Raw genomic sequence first — 19135 nt, 5'->3', positions numbered from 1 at the left:
TTTTTAAATTAGTTTTTCAGCCATCTGTTGTATTTCCATTATTTTTGTTTCGGTTAATTCCTGATCTGGTTTACTTGCTACCATACCCGTAAATAAAACCGCTACAGGTTTAGCGCCCACCGTTTCTGCTGATTTTTTTAGTTGCCCAATCGTTCCGAACAACCACCGCCCCATAAAGCCGGGAGCCGCACTCGAAGACACTAAAATAGCTTTCTTTTTCGGGTTTATCTTAGCTTTTCGAAACAGGGGAAACTTCGCACCCCACGGCCAATAACCATAAACGACTAATCTTTCCATGAAGCGTTTGTATAAGGCGGTAACAGAGCCAAAATTCGTTGGGGAAGCGAAGATGTAAGCATCTGCGTTTTCTATTTTTTCTACCAACTCATTTAAGCCATCATCGATGACACATTTGCCAGGCTTCTCTCCGGCTTGTTGTGTGCATTCTCGGCAATTTAGGCAGAATTCAATGGGATGATCACGCAGATGGATATACTCGACTTCAACCCCCTGAATCAAGAGTGTTTGAATGAGTATATCTACCGCTTTATCAGTTACACCATCATCCCGATAAGAACCATTCACTGCTAATACTTTAGTCATGATGTTATTCCTATTTTCGACAATAGTTGAAGGTAAAACTGTCTAATGAGAACTAAAGGTCATACTCCTGACCGCGCTTACCTATACGTACTTCTGTATCTTCTAAAAGTCCTGCAAATGTTTCCATCGCATCCACTTCACCATGCACGAGATAGGTGATTTGAGGTTTATTGATCGCTTTGTGCCATGCGAGTAACTCACCTTGTCCGGCATGCGCAGAGAAACCACCGATAGTATAAATTTGAGCATTGACTGCGATTTCTTCACCAAAAATTGAAACGGTTTTAGCACCATCAACAATTCGACGCGCGAGTGTTCCTCTGGCAGCAAAGCCAACAAAGATAACGCTACATTCTTTTCGCCATATATTTTTTTTCAGGTGATGACGAACTCGCCCACCCGTACACATGCCAGAACCTGCAAGAATCAACGCGCCGCTATGAATATTATTCAACGCCATTGAATCTGATGCCTCATGAGAAAAATGTAGGGATGGAAAATCAAACGGATCATGACCACTGGCAAATAACTTTTTGGTTTCGCTGTCATAGCATTCAGGATGGCGCGCAAAAATATTGGTTGCTGAGATCGCCATAGGAGAATCAAGAAACACTTGCAAACCTCTTGGTAGCTGCTTTTCTTTCCAGCCCTCGTGCAAGTAATATAAAAGCTCTTGCGCTCTTTCTAGCGCAAATGTTGGAACAATGATATTTCCACCACGTGATACGGTTTGATTAATCGCTTCAAAAAACTCATCAATAGACGGCTCAAGTTCTTTATGTGCTCTATCACCATAAGTCGTTTCCATAACCACAACATCAGCATGCGGAGGGGTGTCAGGGTCTCGAAGGATAGCTCTACCGTTAGTACCCAAATCTCCAGAAAACAATACGGTGCGTTTACGACCTTCCTCTTCCAGTTCAAGAAAAATACATGCCGAACCGAGAATATGCCCGGCATCTATAAAGGTTGCTTTGATGCCTTTTGCTACTTGAATGGGCTTGTTATAGCTTGCTCTACGACCGAAGTAATTTAGCGCATAAAGTGCATCTTCTGTTGTGTACAAAGGCTCAATCAGTGCTTTAACATGTCTTTTACGCTTCAGCTTACGATTTTTTCGGCGCACGTCTTCTTCATTTAGATGAGCAGAATCCAGCATCACGACTCGGGCTAATTCCTGAGTCGCCATGGTCGTAATAATTTCCCCTTCAAATCCCTGCTTAGCGAGTAATGGGATACGACCACAATGATCCAGATGCGCATGAGTCAATAAAAGGTAGTCGATAGCGGCGGGATCAAATCCGAAAGGTTTAGCGTTGTCTTCCTCAACCTCTCTTGAACCCTGAAACAGACCACAGTCTATCAATAGCTTCTTACCCGCTACTTGAATAAGGTGACAAGAACCTGTCACTCCTTCTGCCGCACCATGAAAACTAATTTTCATTAATCCAATCCTTGTAGTAAGTTAGCTAACGAAGAATAACTATAAATATTTTGGTAAATGCTCTCGAATCTCTTCGGTTTCCATATTGCTTAAGTCTTTATCAAGCTGAAGTGAAATAACCGCTTCAACTTCTTTACTTAATTCTTTGCGGAGCAAACCCAGAAAATGAGGCGCCGCTACCAGAATTAATTTACCAAATGACTTATCACGTAAATTATCATCAAGATAAGCACCAATTTCTTTTGCAAATCGAACAGCATATTGCTCTTTATGTTCTGATTTTTCTCCGACACCATGCTTGCTCTGATCAGAGCCGCCTATTACTCTACCGGGTTTATCAGATACCAAATCCTGATCTCGCAGTTTTGCCTCGGGTGAGGTCATTGAGTTAATTTCAACCATTGGATCTACAGGTTTATCGGCAGTGAAAGTTCTAGCTCTCGCTTCATCTGCTACTAGTATCCATATCTTAGACATTTTAATTCTCCTCTTTTTGAGTTAAGGACAAATCTTCTATTAAACCACTTCGACGTCATACTGGCATGAATGTCTGTTTAACGTCTTGACCTCTATCATTAATATGTCTTAATTTTTATTCATAAGTGACTTATTTCACAGAACTCAAAAAACCAAAGGCCTATATTCGTTCATGAGAATATTATGCGCATTTAACAAGAATAATCAGAGGATTAATTCCATGAAAAATACAGAAGTAGTCGTGCACATCAACTAGGAATTAAATAAACAACACCGAGATGATTTATCGCAAAAGGTTTGTAAACTTGCAGGCGTGGTCTCAGCCGAACTTCCTGACAAACAACCTCATCTAATGATTGTTGGTTTTAATTCTGAGACTACAAAATCTTTGCAGGTACTTAATGGGGTTAAAGATAGTGGAGTACATGCACAGCTGGTAGGCTGGTTATAATCTTAGAATCACTAAACTCAGCCAACATGCTCAGTATTTAAATAGTCAGGCAAATGTGGGGCTTTTTTTAGGCAAAAACCAAGCTATTACCTAACCCCTATCTAACTAATACAACCGGACAATGTGCTTGCTGAATAAATGCACCAAAATGTGCTTTATTTTGCAGCCACTGCATATCACGGGGAATGATCAGCATATGAGCGCGCATCTGTCCTGATTTATTAGAAAACTGGCTTTGTGTCATTGTTTCAATGCCTAAAGTGATATCTGGATGGTCTTGGATCAACAGATTTATTTGATCTTTTATAGCTTGTTCATCTGACAAATCATTAACAAGCAAGAGTACTAATAAAGACTTTTTATTATTCTCGGCTATCTGCACCGCTATTTTAAAAGCATTTTCCGATGCCTTTGAACCATCAAATACGGCTAAAAGTGGGGGGGTGACTTCACAACAATACTTAAGCGACTGAAACGATCTATTTACTAATTTATTCCCCCCTAAAAAAAGTATTTCCGCTGAATCAATATTGTCTTTTATCCACTGAACTCTTTCACCACGAATAACTTGAAATGAACAATCGACCTTTACACTATTCGCGACCTTCTTTAATTCTTTTTGTGTAAGGCGCGCATTTGCGCGTAAAATCCTATGTACGCTCTCACTAGATATCTGTCTTTCCTTAGCAGACCAGAGTGAAATTTCACGTGAAAAGGACAAATCTGCAGCTCGTATCTGGTTCTCTTCTTCAATAAATAAACCTTGCAGTACTAGTTTTAGTTTTCTGGCTATTAAAGCAGCAGTCAAAAGCGATTCATGTTGATCCTTCTGATTATCCAGTAAAATCTGTACTCCTCTACCTCTCTGATTTAGCTCATTCGACATTACGGTTATCTAGCTTTTATCTGTCATGGCGTATTTACCGTGCAGTTGATGCAGCTCTTCCAGACGCTTCATTACCAGATGATTTATCGTGCCCCTGCGGTAATTGCCTTTGCGATTGGCAACGCCCACTTTCTTTCCCATGAGCAATTCAAGTGCATCATTAACGTCATCAATTGTGTGTACGTGAAACTGTTTTTTCTTTACGGCTGCAACAACATCATGCTTTAACATCAAATGTTTTAGATTAGCGCGAGGAATAATCACCCCCTGATTTCCGCTGAGACCTCTGGCATTACATATATCGAAAAAGCCTTCGATTTTATGGTTAACACCACCAATTGCCTGCGCTGCACCATGCTGATTAATGGAGCCTGTCACCGCAAAGCTTTGATTGATGGGTAGCCCAGAGAGGGCTGAAATCAGCGCGCAAAACTCAGCAATGGATGCGCTATCGCCATCAACACCACCATAGTTTTGTTCAAACACCAGTGTGGCAGAGAGTGAAAGGGGTCGATCTTTGGCATAACGATTCGCCAGACACGACGATAAAATCATCACACCTTTGGAATGAATCGGTCCGCCAAGTTTAATTTCACGCTCAATATCCAATACATTGCCATGACCCAAACGCGCCGTTGCCGTTATCCGCGATGGCTGACCAAAACTGTCTTCGCCAAGCTGATAAACGGATAAGCCATTGATTTGACCGACACATTCGCCTTCCGTATCAATGAGAATGATGTCACGTAAAATTTGTTCCCGAACTTGTTCCTGTATTTGATCGGCTCGACGAATACGTGAATCAATAGCGCTTTGTACATGCGCTACTTCAACTTCATCTTTACCATTTTTGCCTGCCCAGTAATCTGATTCGACAATCAAATCTTTGAGCTTTCCCCGATGCAAAGAGAGCTTTTCAGCATCGCCCGTTTCCCTGGAGCAATGCTCAATGATTCGGGCAACACCTTCGCGTTTTATTGGGCGTGTTTTTTCTATGTTTGTAACGATAGAGATAATCTGCGCCAGTTGATTGACGGAATCCGCATCTCGATCAAACGATTCTGAAAAATCAGCGGTCGCTTTGAATAATTCATTGAATTCGGGATCATAGGTTTTTAACAGATAATAAAGATATCGATCCCCAACCAATACAACCTTGATGTTTAAAGGAATCGCTTCTGGCTCTAGAGTCACCGTGCTCACGATACTGAGCATTCTTTCTAGCGATTGCATGCGAATTTCTTTGGCGTATAAGGTCCGTTTTAAACCGTCCCATGCAAATGGATTCATTAAAAGATTCTGCATATCAAGAATCAAATAACCACCGTTGGCTTTGTGTAATGCCCCGGGTTTGATCAACGTGAAATCGGTAATCAAAGCGCCATCTTGTGCGATGTGTTCTATCCTGCCGATAAGGTTATTATAGGTAGGGTTATTCTCATATACGATGGGCGTACCTTGGAGCTCGGCATTATTAACCAGCACATTGATTTCATAGCGCCTAAGTTCTGCCGATGGTGGTGCTCCCTGCCCTTCAAGTAAGCCAGGGTTCGTATTTACCGGTAGGAAAAACTGCATATTCTCAACGATATCTTTACTGACGATATCAAGATACTTCTTTACTTCTGGTGTTTTCGAATACTTGTCCATTAACGCTTTCAGAAAGGGTTTAACGGATGATTTAGCAAAGCTGGTATTTAGCTCTTTGAATTGCTCTCTGGTTTCTTTTTCCCAAACAGGTACTTCCATCACCAGATCTTTTAGTTTTTCCTTTATCTCGTCTATTTTTTCCTGTTTTGTGTTTTGCTCAATCTCATCCAGCTTTTTGAAATCTTCCTGCGACATCGGCTTGCCGTCACTAATAGGGACGATGGTATAGCCTGTCGGCGTATTGATCATGGTGATGCCTTCTGCATCAGCCTCTTCGGCAAGTTCTGCAAACGCCTTTTCTCTGCGCTCTTCAAAGGCACCTTCTATTTCTTGAATGCGAGTGCGGTATTCGTCATTCTCATAAGCGGCGGGCACTGCCAGTAATAAATCACTCACTAACTGCGCCATGTCTGTGCGCAATTTGAAGCCTACTCCCGCTGGTAACTCAAGCGCAATTGGTTTATAGAATTCCTCATAATTATCGACATAGCACCAATCTGATGGAGGGCTCTCATCTTTGGCGTGCTGTTCCAATATTTTTTGCATAACCGCATGTTTGCCCAGCCCCTTGGAACCAGCCAGATAAATATTGTAGTTTTCACGGCGCATGCCAACGCCAAATTCAATCGCCTCTAAAGCGCGTGATTGACCTATAGCACCGTATTTCGAGTTATCGATTTCAGCAGTCGTGTCATATTTAATGTCTGCCGGATTCGTTACCCTATAAAGTTCCTCGGGCTTTAATTTGATACTACTCATCTTACCCTTGTCTCATTCTATTTAATTTTTATAGTATTTATATTAGCTGATCAAATCCTAGGTGTCCGCACAATTAATACAAAGGGTTGCATACGGTATTGCTTTTAAACGTTGCGGTGAAATCTCTTCTTCGCATTTAGCACAAATTCCATAAGTGCCATTCTCGATGCGCTTTATTGCATGTTGCACTTGCTCTAATTCTTCTCTGGTATCGTTTTCTAACTGATCGACAACTTCATCATTTTCTCGCTCTACTGCTTGTTCGGATGAGTCAATACTGTGGCTGCTTGATCTGTCTGCTGATAAATTTTTTAAACGCTGCGCTAACTCATCTTGCAACTCAGTCAATTGTTGCAGGGCTACCTCGTTTTCTTTGTTACTATTTTTATTTATTTGATTATTCATGTTCCTATCTCCAAAATTAACGCTATGCTCAATAAACAGGATGCTCACCCGAAAAAAACGCCCTAAAGTAGGGGGGTGGCTTTTCTATTTAGAATAGACCGCCTTAAGCACCAAAGACTTGATGAGTGTCATATTATTCTCAGAACTTATGCTAAATAATAGAAACTGAGTATGATTAATGATAAACAAGAATGAAAAAGGATCGATAATTGAAAATTCGTGTTCTCAGTTACAATATTCACCGTGCCATAGGGTTTGATAGGCGCTTCGCTCCTGAGCGAATTGTTGAAATTTTAAGCGAACACGATGCCGATATCGTACTACTCCAAGAGGTTGATGAAGGCGTACCTCGCTCTCGTGAATTAGAGCTAGCCAAGGAATTATCCGAAGCGCTGGGCTATCCTCATTACGTTATGGGGCACAACGTCAGTGTAAAAAAAGGCTGGTATGGTAATGCCACACTCAGCCGTTTCCCTATTTTACGCGAGCGTAATATCGACCTGACCATTGGTCAGCGCAAGCGCAGAGGTTGCCAGCATTCAACCATAGAAGTTAAAAGCAGTAGCGGTAAAACCTATCCTTTGGAAGTCTTCAATTTACATTTAGGGTTGTCTGCGAAAGAACGCCAAAAGCAAGCAGGCGTGTTATGCCGATCGAAAGAATATGAAGATTTAGATAAGGATGCTGCCTGTCTTATCGGCGGTGACTTTAACGACTGGCGCTCTCTATTACGCTCATTATTTATTGAAGGTTTAGAATTCCAGTGTGCCACCGATAAAGAGAGTAAAACGGGTTCACCCAAGGCGATTAAAACCTACCCTTCGTTCTCACCCAGAGGTGGCTTAGATCGTATCTATTATCGCGGTGGTTTACGGTTACTTTCAGCGAAACGCTGTCGTTACAAGTTATCTAAAATAGCCAGCGACCATTTGCCGATAATTACTGAATTTGAATTATTTGATTAATTGTTACCGATATTTATTAACCATTTTCAACAGCGCATTGCTCATTTACTACGCCGATAATGCTTCACTGTTGTTACAGCTTTAAAGTAGAAAACTATGGAATATAAAGACTATTACGAAATTCTCGGGCTGAAAAAAAATGCCCCTCAAGATGGAGTTAAACGTGCTTACCGAAAACTTGCACGTAAATATCATCCTGACGTTAGCAAAGAAGCAGATGCCGAAGTGAAATTCAAAGAAGTCGGCGAAGCCTATGAAGTCCTTAAAGACCCGGAAAAGCGCGAAGCTTATGACCAATTAGGCGAGAACTGGAAAGCTGGTCAGGATGGCTTTCAACCGCCACCCGATTGGGAACAGAATTTTGACTTTGGTGGCGGTGGCTATACACAAGGCAATGCTGAAGATTACAGTAGTTTTTTTGAAGACTTGTTTGGTGGCGATCGTGCTAGCAGTGGTCGTTACCATCGCTCTGGCGGTCCAAGTGGTGGCTTTCAGGCCAAGGGTGAGAATGTTCGCGCCAAGATCATGATTGACTTAGAAGACTCACTAAACGGCACCAAGCAATCCGTAAAAATGGCGATTCCCGAAATCAACGAACAAGGGCAAATCGTCAGCAAACATAGAACCTTAAGCATAAAAATCCCCAAGGGAATCAAAGAAGGCCAAACTATTCGCCTCAGCAAACAAGGTAATCCCGGACATGGCGGCGGCGAGCCAGGTGATTTGCTGATTGAAGTCGCCTTCAACCCGCATAAACTATATAACATCAACGAAAAAGATATTTCCTTGAATGTCCCTGTTGCTCCTTGGGAAGCCACCTTAGGCGCAAAGATAAAAGTACCCACGCCAGATGGCAAAAAAATGGATATGAAAATTCCACCAGATTCTCAACAGGGGCGTAAGCTTAGATTGAAAGGAAAAGGTCTGCCGGGTAAAAATGCAGGGGATTTTTATGTAGTGTTACAAATTACACTGCCACCATCTTCAAACCCTAAAGTGAAGGAATACAATGAAAAAATGCGCGACGAGATCGACTTTAATCCGCGCAGTTATTTATTCTAAAATCGGCTAAAGCCAATTATTGAAAGCCTTCTTTAATTACTTAAAAACGTAATAATAAGGCGACAAACAAGAACATAGAGAAAATACGATGAGTACAAATGTGATAAATATTATATCTGGAAGCATACTCGAAGAAGAACCAACCCTAAATCTTGCCGAGCTATGCCAGTGCTGTCAAACCCCTGCCGAGTTTATCATCCGGCTGGTTGATCAAGGCGTTATTGCACCCCTCGAAGGCGAATCCACCCGTCAATGGCGGTTCCATCAAAGCGCACAAATACGCACGCACAAAGCACTGCGCTTAAGACAAGATTTGGGCATTAACTTGTCCGGAGTGGCACTATCTCTGGAGTTACTGGATGAAATAGATAATTTGAAGAAAGAGCTAAACCAGCTTAAACATATCGCTCAAAATCAGCTATTTGATTGATTGGTCTATTACTTCAGTAATCAACTCTTTCTTTAAATGAAAAAAAAAGTAAATAAAAAACTTAGTCATGAGCACAGTCCCGAGGCAATCAAACTACGTCTGAAAAATGCTTCAAAGCCACAAAATGTATCCGATGCCGTTTTGGGTGGAATAGATGGATGTGTTACCACCTTTGCTATAGTTTCTGGAGCAGTGGGTGCAGGCTTCCCCTCCAGTGTTGCTTTGGTCTTAGGCTTTGCGAATTTATTCGCAGATGGTTTTAGCATGGGTGTGAGTAATTATGAGTCTATTATTGCTCAAAAAGAATTTACTGCAGCGATTAAACGCACCGAAGAAGAACACATAGATAACATCCCTGAAGGTGAACGAGAAGAGATAAGACAAATTTTTCAGCAAAAAGGGTTTTCTGGGGAAATCTTAGAAGAAATTGTAAAAACTATCAGCCAGGATAGGCGTTTATGGGTAGAAACCATGCTTACTGAAGAGTATGGAATACCAAAAGCAACCGCATCTCCTTGGAGATCCGGATTCACTACGTTTGCGGCATTTTTGATAGTGGGTGCAATGCCGCTGTTACCTTTTCTTATTAATTCACTAAGCATGCAGCAACAGTTTTTAATCAGCAGTGGAATTGCTGGGGTTATGTTCTTTTCGATCGGCATGCTGAAAAGCTTTTTATTCGCCATGCCAGTGTTCGTATCTGGCTTACGTACGCTTCTGACCGGAAGTGCGGCAGCTGGTCTTGCCTACCTTACTGGTTATATATTAAGAACAGTATTTAACATTGCTTAACGTTGCTTAGCATTTCTTAACACCCCCCCCCCATCCTTCCGGCGCTTTTTTTAAATAATTACTAAAAACTGCTCTAGTTGTAAATCTCGAAGGTTGAATAAAAAATTCTATATCGGAGATTTATGGCCGATAAACTTCGTTTGCTACCCGTGTTAATAAAGTCATATAGAACTCAATATCCTCTGCCTTCAAGTCTTGATGGGATTGGAGAAAATCTCCAGTTTCCGAATCATCTTCTCTGTTATAAAGCTCACCATCTTTCAACACCAAAGACTCTCGCACAAATTCCGCCGCTCTTTTGTGGCAGGAACTGCATTCATCTCTAAAACGAGGCAGGGTTTCTGTTTCTGCAAGTAGCATGTCATAAATGGCATCTTGCTGATTCTTTACCAAATAATGGTTATGTAGAAACAAATGAAAGCTATCTTTATGTAAGGGGCCTTGTAGCTTGCCATCGACAACCTTTAGAAATTTCCGTGCGAAATCAGCCGAATGACCATGGCATTCAGAACAATTTTTATCCCAGAACTTATGCAGATCTGGTCTAAATGGTTTTTTCTCTGAAGCCGAAGTTATCTGAGGATAAATAAACGATATTAGTATTAGGGCAAGCAGTAAACGGGAAAGACTAAAATTCATAAGCAGTCCGGAAAAGTGACTTAAATTTTGATTAATTGTGTTTTTCATATTGCTCCCTGTTTAAATCTGATTTCGTTATTTTTGAATTGACACCCCCGTACTTATAGGCACTTTTTTATTTGCTCACATGGGCTTTAAAGAAATAATCATGCGCATCAAGTCAGAAAGTGTTCGAGCTTCCATTTTATCCATGACTTTGGAACGGTGTGCTTCTACCGTCGATTGGCTAATGTGAAGTTCGCTGGCGATATTCTTATTTTGCATGCCGGTTACAATCAATTCCATCACTTCTTTTTCGCGATCTGTGAGGTTATCCACTTTAGATTGTATCTCAGCAAGGCGCGATGCTCTTCCGCGTTGCTCTGCATCTCTTTCGATGGCAACGTGGATACTGTCTAATAATTCCTGTTCATTAAATGGCTTTTCTAAAAACTCAGAAGCACCTGCTTTAACGGCTCTAACCGCCATTTGCACATCGCCATGACCAGTAATGATAATAATGGGAGGGCAGATAGGTTCTTTACTCAGTTGTTCCTGTAATGTGAGTCCGCTCATACCTTTCATGCGCACATCAAGAATCAAACAACCTGCTCTGGAACCATCAAAACTATCTAAATAACTTTGCGCAGAGTCGTAGGTTTCTGTCTCGAGTCCGACCGATTCTATCAATAGCTTTAAAGAGCTTCTGACTTCTTCATCATCATCTACGATAAAAACTGTGATTTGCTCGCTCATGTAACTTCCTTGTTGTTGGCGTTTCTTTTGTTATTTTCCATTTCCAATTTTGAAGCTTTAATAATGGGTAACTTGAAACTAAAGCTAACACCACCGTCGACATTATCTTCGATGATTATCTTATCATCGTGTGTTTCGATAATACCCTGACTGATTGATAAGCCTAAACCCATTCCTTGTTCTTTGGTGGTAACAAATGGGTCAAAAAGCTGCTCCAATACCTCTTTATCAATACCTGTACCAGAATCCGAAATACTAAACTTTAACTTACCATCATGTTGATTTTCAGTCTTGATGATCAGATTTCTCTGCTCTTCTGGAATGTCTTCCATCGCCTCAACTGCGTTTCTAACCAGATTAATCATAACCTGCTCAATTTGTGTGTCTTGCGCCAACACCCAGTTTACAGATTCGTCGATATCTAAATGAAGATCGACCTGCCTTCGTTCAATTTCCATATGCGTTAGTTCTAGCACCACATTGAGCATTTGTGACACTTTGACAGGTTTTTTATCAGGCAAATCCTTATTCACAAAATGCCTGATTTGTTTAATCACTGCACCGGCGCGCTCAGCCTGCTTTGAAATTTTCTCCATCACTTCGGCACATTGATCTTCCGTTGATTGGCCTTCTTTTAATTTTCCTTCCGCTGATTTGTCTTTAGACCCCAGCATGCGGATACAGGCTCGAGAATAGTTATTTATCACGGTCAATGGCTGGTTTAACTCGTGCGCAATACCCGATGCCATTTCTCCCAATGTACTTAATCGAGCAACATGAAAAAGCTGCAGCTGATGCTCTGTGGTTTTCTTCTTAACAAGCTCACGTTCCGTGATATCACGAAAAACCACCACACTTCCTATCGTTGTATTTCTTGGTCCTTTGATTGGGGTACAGCTGTATTCGACTGACATAGATGTGCCATCTGACTTCCAAAATACATCATCATTAATAAATCGTGGTTTACTATCATTTGACGTTCGATAAACAGGGCAATCATTTGCTGGAAAGTTAGAACCATCAGCATGCGTATGGTGGAGAATTTCATGCTGGTTTTTACCAATCAATTCATCAGCTTTCCATCCAGTAATTTTCTCCATCCCTCTATTCACAAAAGTGCAATCACCATTTAAATCAACACCATATATGCCATCACCGACAGAATCCAGTAACCTTTCATAATGTCTTTCCATACGAAGTTGAATTCGTTTCAAGCGTTTATTTCGGCGAACCACGGCAGAAGTCAACACGCCCATTCCCAATAAAATCAGTAAAGCGGCCAAACCCCAGTACCAATATTTTTGCACAACATCCCTGACTGTAAATTTTCCAATCACATCGTATGGGGGCAACCTCAATTCCTGAAATAACTCATGCACTTGCTGGTAATCCAGAGGCAAGTCCCATACCGCATAACTACCAGCCAAAGCAGCGGGGTGATCTTTAGGCATGGCAAATAACGCTAACGCGACTTTTTTTGCTAACTCATCGGAAGTTTTTTGCAGCTTACTAAAAGGCCATTCAGGATATAAACGTGTGCTCAATCTAAATGGAAAATTAATATCCGTTTGCGGATTAATGATTCGTACCTGATCTAAATCCAGACCAGCATTATTCGACATACGTTCTAAAATATCGGTTCGTACAGTGCCGGCATCTACTTCTCCGTTTATTACAGAACGAACGACTCGGTCATGAATACCGCCAAACTCTAATTTAGTGAAGTCTTTATAGGGATCAATGCCTTTGGCTTGCAATTCTCTCCAGGCCATTTGGAAACCACCCAAAGATGTGGAGTCGACCGCCATAAACGATTTACCGTTGAGGTCTTCAAGTGTCTGGATATCTTTTCGGTCTTTACGGGTAAAAATCACCCCACCAAATACCTTATAAGCTTCTTCTCCACGCAAGTTATGCATTGTCGCCAAACGAGAAACCCGGTATTTATATTCCAGATTCACATAGATACCGGGATTAACAAGAATGAAATCAACTTCATCCTGCTTAACAGCATTATCAACCTTATCAAAATCCAAAGGGATGATTTCAAAATCGTAATCGGGTAGTTGATTGGTAAGATAACGCGCTGTTGGGCTCCATGCGTTTACCGTAAAAGCATCGCCACGATGACTGAGCACGCCAATTTTTATAAATGGTTCTTCAGCATAGGCTAAACCATTTATTGTCAATAAAAGCATTAACCACAGTAAAGAAACAATTCGTATCATAGATAAAAAGTAACGGGGTAAGTAAACACAGTCTAGCCTATTTATGTTGCAAGATGGGCTTAACAATAACCCAAGCGGTCTTTGTAACCTGCCTAAAACTATGGCTTATTATCTGTGAAAAAGAATAATTCTGGTATACCACCATAGCGGTAATGATAATCACTATATAGCCCCTTACAAACTCGCTCAATTATTATGGAAGCTCAGAATTGCCCGAAATACTGTTTATTAGTTCTAATAATGAGCTAGACTTTCGTTACTCATTTCAGTAAATTCCAAGGAAGACTATTCGAGTTAATAATAATGAAAGGCATGCAAAAATGCCTGTAAAGTTCAAGAGGAGAGCCTTTGAGACGCTTGATATATCGGTGCTTCAGGGAGATTTCCTAGTTTTTACAGAACTTGAAATTATAGAACTTGAGCAGACTTCTTTACGTATCCCCTTACAAATCAGGAGTCCTCCATGCCAATAATGGATAAAAGAACCTTTCTAAAAATACTTGCCGTGAGCACCGCTAGTGCTGGATCATTGCCGTGGCTAATGCAGCAGGCACAAGCCGCTAGCGGCAAACAAGCGCCGATGCCAGAAGGTTATTATTCCATACCCAAAAAAGGTCAGGCACGTATTCTTCATACGACTGATGTGCATGGTCAGTTACTTCCGGTTTATTTTCGTGAGCCAAATGTAAACCTCGGTGTTGGACCTGCTTTAGGTAGACCACCACATATCGTTGGTAAAAAACTCTTAGAAAAAATGGAATTACCATTAGATGGCCCTGAAGCTTACGCTTATACCTATCTTGATTTTTATAATGCTGCAAAAAAATACGGAAAAATGGGGGGTTATTCCCACCTTAAAACATTGCTAGATTCGTTACGAAAAGATGCGGGTGGCGTTGATAATACCATTACCCTGGATGGTGGCGATTTATGGCAAGGTTCCGGTACTTCGCTCTGGACACGTGGTGTCGACATGGTTGAAGCTTCTAACATTCTTGGTGTAGATGTCATGATTGGTCACTGGGAATTCACTTATAACGAAGCAGAAGTTCTGAGTAACGTGGCTTTATTCAAAGGCGATTTCATCGGCCAGAATGTTCGCGTTAAAGAAGATTCTTTGATGGATGACGCTTATGCCGAACTGGTTGAAGAAAACGATGGATTAGGCTTATTTGATGAAGATAATGGCTATGCCTTCCAACCTTATGTAATGAAAGAAGTGGGCGGCAAGCGTATCGCGGTAGTTGGTCAGGCTTTCCCAAGAACGGCTAATGCAAATCCACCTGAATTCTTCCCTGACTGGTCATTCGGCTTACGCGAAGAAGACATGGCAAACCTTGTTAAGAAAATCCGTTCAGAAGAAAAACCAGATGCAGTCGTCATGCTCTCTCATAATGGTATGGATGTTGATATCAAAATGGCAGAAAACGTGGGTGGCATTGATGCAATCTTCGGTGGCCATACACACGACGGAATGCCAAAACCCATTGAAGTTACGAGCAAAGGCGGTAATAAAACGCTAGTTACGAACGCTGGTTCTAACGGTAAATTTGTTGGCGTGATGGACTTTGACATTTCTGATGGCAAAACCAATATGCATTACCACATGAAGCCTGTGATCACGAACTGGTTGCCAGCAGATAAAGAAATGGAAGCATATCTTTCTCAAATGCGTAGCACTAAATATGATGACAAAATTGTCGAAGCGCGCAATGAAAAATTTAAAGTAAATAAAGATCGATTAGGTAAAACCTACGATGAAATCCTCACTGAAAAACTGGCTATAGCTGATCGCACTTTATACCGCCGTGGAAATTTCATGGGTACCTGGGATCAGGTGTTGTGTAATGCACTGCGTCACGAATATAAAGCAGATATTTCATTCTCTGCTGGCGTTCGCTGGGGTACATCAACCCTTAAAGGTGACTGGATCACCATGGAAGATGTAATGACTCAATGTTCCATGACTTACGCAGAAACCTATGGCAGTGAGATAACAGGTAAAGCGCTTTTAGAAACCCTTGAGCAAATCGCTGATAACCTATTTGACCCAGACCCTTACTTACAATCTGGCGGCGATATGGTGCGAGTGGGTGGTTTGGATTACACCATAGACCCAAGCAAGAAGCTTTATGAACGTATTACAGACGCACGCCTAGACAATGGTGAAAAAATTGAGCCAGACAAAACCTATAAGCTTGCAGGTTGGGCCACTGTTAATCGCACCCCTGATGGTCGTTTAATGTGGGATGTAGTACGTGACTATATCTTGGCAAATAAAGACAAGGACGACGTGCTTAAACTACCTAAAATGAATCGTCCTAAACTGGTTGGTATCAATGATAACCCTGGCTTAGCTGACTATGCAGGTGAAACGGGTTAATTCAAAACAAGCAACACAGCATTGCTGATTGAAACAATCTGAACTTTTAAATTCTGTGCTAGTCTTTATAGTAATCCCTTTTGAGTTTACATAATGAGACTAGCTACAGTTTTTAATACCAAAAAGAATGCTCTCTATACATTTCTACTAAGTTTGATCTTGCTTTCCACTCAGGCTGTTCAGGCTTTGCCCAAAGCATTTGAAGCTGACTATTCAGTTGCCAAAGGCAGCATGAGCCTTGGAAACCTGAATGCTTCACTCCAGTATTCTGGCAATCGCTATATCTATTCAAAATCAACAAAAGCCACTGGCATTGCCGCGATGCTAACAGGAATTACGATCACCGAAAAAACAGATGGTCTATTTTCTGGACAAAATATTGTGCCTCAAAATTACCTATACAATCAATCTCGTCGCAGTAAGTCACGTATCGACAAAGTACACTTCAATGGCAAAAGTGCCGTTGGTAGTTACAAAGATAATAAATTCAATCTGGCAGTACAATCTGGCATTCAAGATAGAGCATCGCTAGAACTAGTATTAGCGAATGATATTGGCAGCAATAAACAGCAGCTAAACTATACCGTTGTCGAACGAGGCAAAGTAAAGCAATACAACTTCCAGAAATTAGGTAATGAACAGATTAAAACACCAGCTGGTACCTTTAACACGGTTAAGGTAAAAGTAGTTAGAACCGGCAATAAACGAGAAACCGTTTTTTGGCTGGCAAAAGAAATAGATTTCATACCGGTTAAAATACGCCATCGTGAGAAGGATGATGTCATCACTACTGTTATCAGAAGCTACAAAAAAATCTGATCGAACGACTAGGCACTTAATTTTTTTAACTCCTGGTCGATCGAATACTCTTTAAAAATGAGAATCTTTAGATTCTAGTTATTTCTCTTTGAGCGCTTATTTTCTACTATATTTGCCTACTTTTTATACAAAGTCCTAACAATTCTGTGACATTAGACACAGAATGCTTCATTTTCATATGACAAACTGTCTTTAAGCTTTCGCATTTAAAGAACAAAAAAGCACGGGGTTAATATTTAGGGAATTACAGATCCCATTAACTAGGTGAGTAAAATGAAGAAACTTGCAGCAGCATTATTATCCATTCCTTTCATGATCGCATCACAAGGCGCATTAGCCTGCGATGACAAGGCTTGTGAAAGAGCATATCTATCATCAACGTCTCAATATGTCTCAAATCATGGTCGACAGGCAAACACCGCACGCACCGAACGTGAAGCACATGCGTTAAATCGTGAGCGTCGTGATTATGCCGTACAAAGTCATTTGCATAGAGCTAAACACTTCTTATCAAGTACTAAGTAAGCCGTTTAAAAGGGCTAGTATTTAATTACTTTGCTCTAACTGTCTATACAGAGTTCTTGAGAAAAAACCGCCTAAAAGTGTGGGGGTGTATTTTGCGTTTAACGCATTAATGCCTATCGGATTTCGCGGGCTCTAATATTGCGGCCTTTCACTTTGCCATTCCTAAAGTGTTGCAATGCTTTTGCCGCCACACTTTTATCAATGGCGACATAGCTCATCGTATCAAAGATATTGATCTTACCGATCTGAGAGCCGTCTAAGCCTGCATCTTTGGTCAATGCACCCAGTAGATCACCAGGTCTGAGCTTGTTCTTTTTACCTGAGTCTAATTGCAAGGTAGTCATGGGTGCTACCAGACTAAAACTGATATTACGATTGAGCGATTCAACCTCTTCGTTGATACATTCTGTTTCCAGAAAATCTTCAATCGCGATAATGCGCGACACTTCATCTTCAAGATAAATACTTAGCGCCAAACCATTCTCGCCAGCGCGGCCTGTTCGCCCGATACGGTGCACGTAAATTTCAGGATCATGCGGTAATTCATAATTAATGACCGCCCCTAGTGATTTAATATCCAGACCACGAGCAGCAACATCCGTCGCGACTAACACCGAACAACTATTATTCGAAAAACGCACCAAGACTTGATCACGTTCGCGTTGCTCTAAATCACCATGTAACGCTAACGCATCAATATCATGTTCTTGCAGGAATAATTCGATTTCTGCACATTGAATTTTGGTATGGCAAAAAACCACTGTGTTTTGGGGAGCGTAATGCTCCAATATTCCCAATAACGTATCTTTGCGCTGATAAGGATTCGTTTTATAAAACACCTGTTGGATAACATCTGCCTGATGTTCAGAGTCTACTTTTACCGTAATTGAATCCTTTTGGATCGAGCGGCACATCTTTTTAATTGAATCGGGGAATGTTGCTGAGAACAACAGGGTTTGTCGACTCTCTGGCGTTTCTCTAACGATGTGATTGATCTCATCCTGGAAACCCATATCTAGCATTCGGTCAGCTTCATCCAGAACCAGAGTTTCGAGTTGGGAAATATCCAGCGTTTGACGGCTCAAGTGATCTTGAATTCGCCCTGGTGTACCGACCACAATATGTGCGCCATGTTCTAAGGAATCAGCCTGAGGTCTTAGCTTGGTGCCACCACACAGGGTGACAATTTTAATATTGGGAATACAACGCGCTAGCGAACGCAATTCATTGGCCACTTGATCTGCGAGCTCTCGCGTTGGGCAAAGCACCATAGATTGAACACCGAAAAAGCGCGGATTGATTTTATCCAGCAAACCCAGACCAAACGCAGCGGTTTTACCACTACCCGTTTTCGCCTGAACGATTAAATCTTTCTCATCAAGGATCTGTGGCAAGCTCGCTGCCTGCACTGGGGTCATGTTCACGTACCCTAAAGAATCCAGGTTCTCGAGTTGTGCTTGAGGAAGTTTGAGAACAGAGAAACTCTGTGTTGCGGATTGTTGCTCAGATGTGTTGCTAGACATGGTAATAATCAATTTGGTCTAAAAAAAGGGTATTAAAACACACCCCCCACCTTTTAGGCATTTTTTCAAAAAAATGCCTAAAAGATACTCTGTTCGCCGTCAAGTGAATAATCCCATTACGAATAGAAAAAACTAATGAATCACGATGCTACTAAATCATAAAACCGTGTACCATCAAAAGGCTTGTTCTCTTTCAACATGCCATGCATAGCAAGCAGCATTTTACGCATAACAGCACAGATGGCTTGTAATTTAGTTAACCCGTTATCTTCAACCATATGCAAATAAAACCCGCGAACATGAGGGTCATGACTTGAGGCGCTTAATGCTGCCATATAAAGTGCTTCACGGATGTAACG

General features: G+C 41.3%; 17 protein-coding genes and 1 pseudogene. 7 read left to right on the top strand and 11 right to left on the bottom strand.

Annotated features, from left to right (window positions below; genetic code table 11):
- Positions 1-3: 3 nt before the first annotated feature.
- The 6 genes from Q1A31_RS04745 to Q1A31_RS04720 all read right to left on the bottom strand — a co-directional run bounded on the left by Q1A31_RS04745 (position 4) and on the right by Q1A31_RS04720 (position 6675).
- A complete protein-coding gene (locus Q1A31_RS04745) occupies positions 4-603 on the bottom strand; it encodes a flavodoxin family protein (RefSeq protein ID WP_299873107.1) in 600 nt (199 codons plus the stop codon).
- A gap of 52 nt (positions 604-655) precedes the next feature.
- Positions 656-2047 carry an MBL fold metallo-hydrolase RNA specificity domain-containing protein gene (locus Q1A31_RS04740; protein ID WP_299873104.1) on the bottom strand — a complete coding sequence of 464 codons (1392 nt, stop codon included), beginning with the start codon at positions 2045-2047 and terminating at the stop codon, positions 656-658.
- Positions 2048-2086: 39 nt separating this feature from the next.
- Positions 2087-2524, bottom strand: a complete 438-nt coding sequence (locus Q1A31_RS04735) for a host attachment protein (protein ID WP_299873101.1) — start codon at positions 2522-2524, stop codon at positions 2087-2089.
- 548 nt (positions 2525-3072) lie between these two features.
- Positions 3073-3861, bottom strand: coding sequence for a hypothetical protein (locus tag Q1A31_RS04730; protein WP_299873098.1), 789 nt, complete (start codon positions 3859-3861; stop codon positions 3073-3075).
- 9 nt (positions 3862-3870) lie between these two features.
- Positions 3871-6270 carry a Lon protease family protein gene (locus Q1A31_RS04725; protein ID WP_299873095.1) on the bottom strand — a complete coding sequence of 800 codons (2400 nt, stop codon included), beginning with the start codon at positions 6268-6270 and terminating at the stop codon, positions 3871-3873.
- A 57-nt stretch (positions 6271-6327) separates the two neighbouring features.
- Positions 6328-6675, bottom strand: coding sequence for a TraR/DksA C4-type zinc finger protein (locus tag Q1A31_RS04720; protein WP_299873093.1), 348 nt, complete (start codon positions 6673-6675; stop codon positions 6328-6330).
- Between the two features lie 209 nt (positions 6676-6884).
- Between Q1A31_RS04720 and Q1A31_RS04715 the strand changes: the two genes are divergently transcribed.
- From Q1A31_RS04715 to Q1A31_RS04700, 4 genes are all read left to right on the top strand, one after another.
- Positions 6885-7640 (top strand): endonuclease/exonuclease/phosphatase family protein, encoded by a 756-nt coding sequence (locus Q1A31_RS04715; RefSeq protein ID WP_299873091.1) that lies wholly within the window; start codon positions 6885-6887, stop codon positions 7638-7640.
- A 96-nt stretch (positions 7641-7736) separates the two neighbouring features.
- Entirely contained in the window at positions 7737-8702 is a 966-nt protein-coding gene (locus Q1A31_RS04710) for a DnaJ C-terminal domain-containing protein (RefSeq protein ID WP_299873088.1), read from the top strand.
- An 88-nt stretch (positions 8703-8790) separates the two neighbouring features.
- A complete protein-coding gene (locus Q1A31_RS04705; protein WP_299873085.1) occupies positions 8791-9132 on the top strand; it encodes a chaperone modulator CbpM in 342 nt (113 codons plus the stop codon).
- 36 nt (positions 9133-9168) lie between these two features.
- On the top strand, positions 9169-9924 hold the full coding sequence (locus Q1A31_RS04700) for a VIT1/CCC1 transporter family protein (protein WP_299873082.1): 756 nt from the start codon (positions 9169-9171) through the stop codon (positions 9922-9924).
- A gap of 120 nt (positions 9925-10044) precedes the next feature.
- Here Q1A31_RS04700 and Q1A31_RS04695 read toward each other — a convergent pair whose 3' ends face one another.
- From Q1A31_RS04695 to Q1A31_RS04685, 3 genes are all read right to left on the bottom strand, one after another.
- The gene (locus Q1A31_RS04695) at positions 10045-10563 is read right to left on the bottom strand and encodes a hypothetical protein (protein WP_299873078.1); all 519 of its coding nucleotides are present in this window, start codon (positions 10561-10563) and stop codon (positions 10045-10047) included.
- 123 nt (positions 10564-10686) lie between these two features.
- On the bottom strand, positions 10687-11298 hold the full coding sequence (locus tag Q1A31_RS04690; protein WP_299873073.1) for a response regulator transcription factor: 612 nt from the start codon (positions 11296-11298) through the stop codon (positions 10687-10689).
- Positions 11295-13496 (bottom strand): PhnD/SsuA/transferrin family substrate-binding protein, encoded by a 2202-nt coding sequence (locus Q1A31_RS04685; protein ID WP_299873070.1) that lies wholly within the window; start codon positions 13494-13496, stop codon positions 11295-11297. The genes Q1A31_RS04690 and Q1A31_RS04685 overlap by 4 nt, the downstream gene beginning before the upstream one ends.
- A gap of 493 nt (positions 13497-13989) precedes the next feature.
- Here Q1A31_RS04685 and Q1A31_RS04680 point away from each other — a divergent pair, with 493 nt between their 5' ends.
- The 3 genes from Q1A31_RS04680 (at position 13990) to Q1A31_RS04670 (ending at position 17253) form a co-directional block, all read left to right on the top strand.
- Positions 13990-15909, top strand: a complete 1920-nt coding sequence (locus tag Q1A31_RS04680; protein ID WP_299873067.1) for a 5'-nucleotidase C-terminal domain-containing protein — start codon at positions 13990-13992, stop codon at positions 15907-15909.
- A 93-nt stretch (positions 15910-16002) separates the two neighbouring features.
- Positions 16003-16728 (top strand): DUF3108 domain-containing protein, encoded by a 726-nt coding sequence (locus Q1A31_RS04675; protein WP_299873065.1) that lies wholly within the window; start codon positions 16003-16005, stop codon positions 16726-16728.
- A gap of 273 nt (positions 16729-17001) precedes the next feature.
- The gene (locus tag Q1A31_RS04670) at positions 17002-17253 is read left to right on the top strand and encodes a hypothetical protein (protein WP_299873063.1); all 252 of its coding nucleotides are present in this window, start codon (positions 17002-17004) and stop codon (positions 17251-17253) included.
- Positions 17254-17366: 113 nt separating this feature from the next.
- Here Q1A31_RS04670 and dbpA read toward each other — a convergent pair whose 3' ends face one another.
- Both dbpA and Q1A31_RS04660 read right to left on the bottom strand, forming a co-directional pair.
- Positions 17367-18776 carry an ATP-dependent RNA helicase DbpA gene (gene dbpA, locus Q1A31_RS04665; protein WP_299873060.1) on the bottom strand — a complete coding sequence of 470 codons (1410 nt, stop codon included), beginning with the start codon at positions 18774-18776 and terminating at the stop codon, positions 17367-17369.
- Between the two features lie 140 nt (positions 18777-18916).
- Positions 18917-19135, bottom strand: a pseudogene (locus Q1A31_RS04660) (hypothetical protein); the annotation flags it as partial.

This window comes from uncultured Cocleimonas sp. (genome assembly GCF_947495625.1).
Classification (GTDB): domain Bacteria; phylum Pseudomonadota; class Gammaproteobacteria; order Thiotrichales; family Thiotrichaceae; genus Cocleimonas.
Note: the sequence above shows the minus strand (reverse complement) of the source record. Positions and strands in the feature narration are given on the sequence as shown.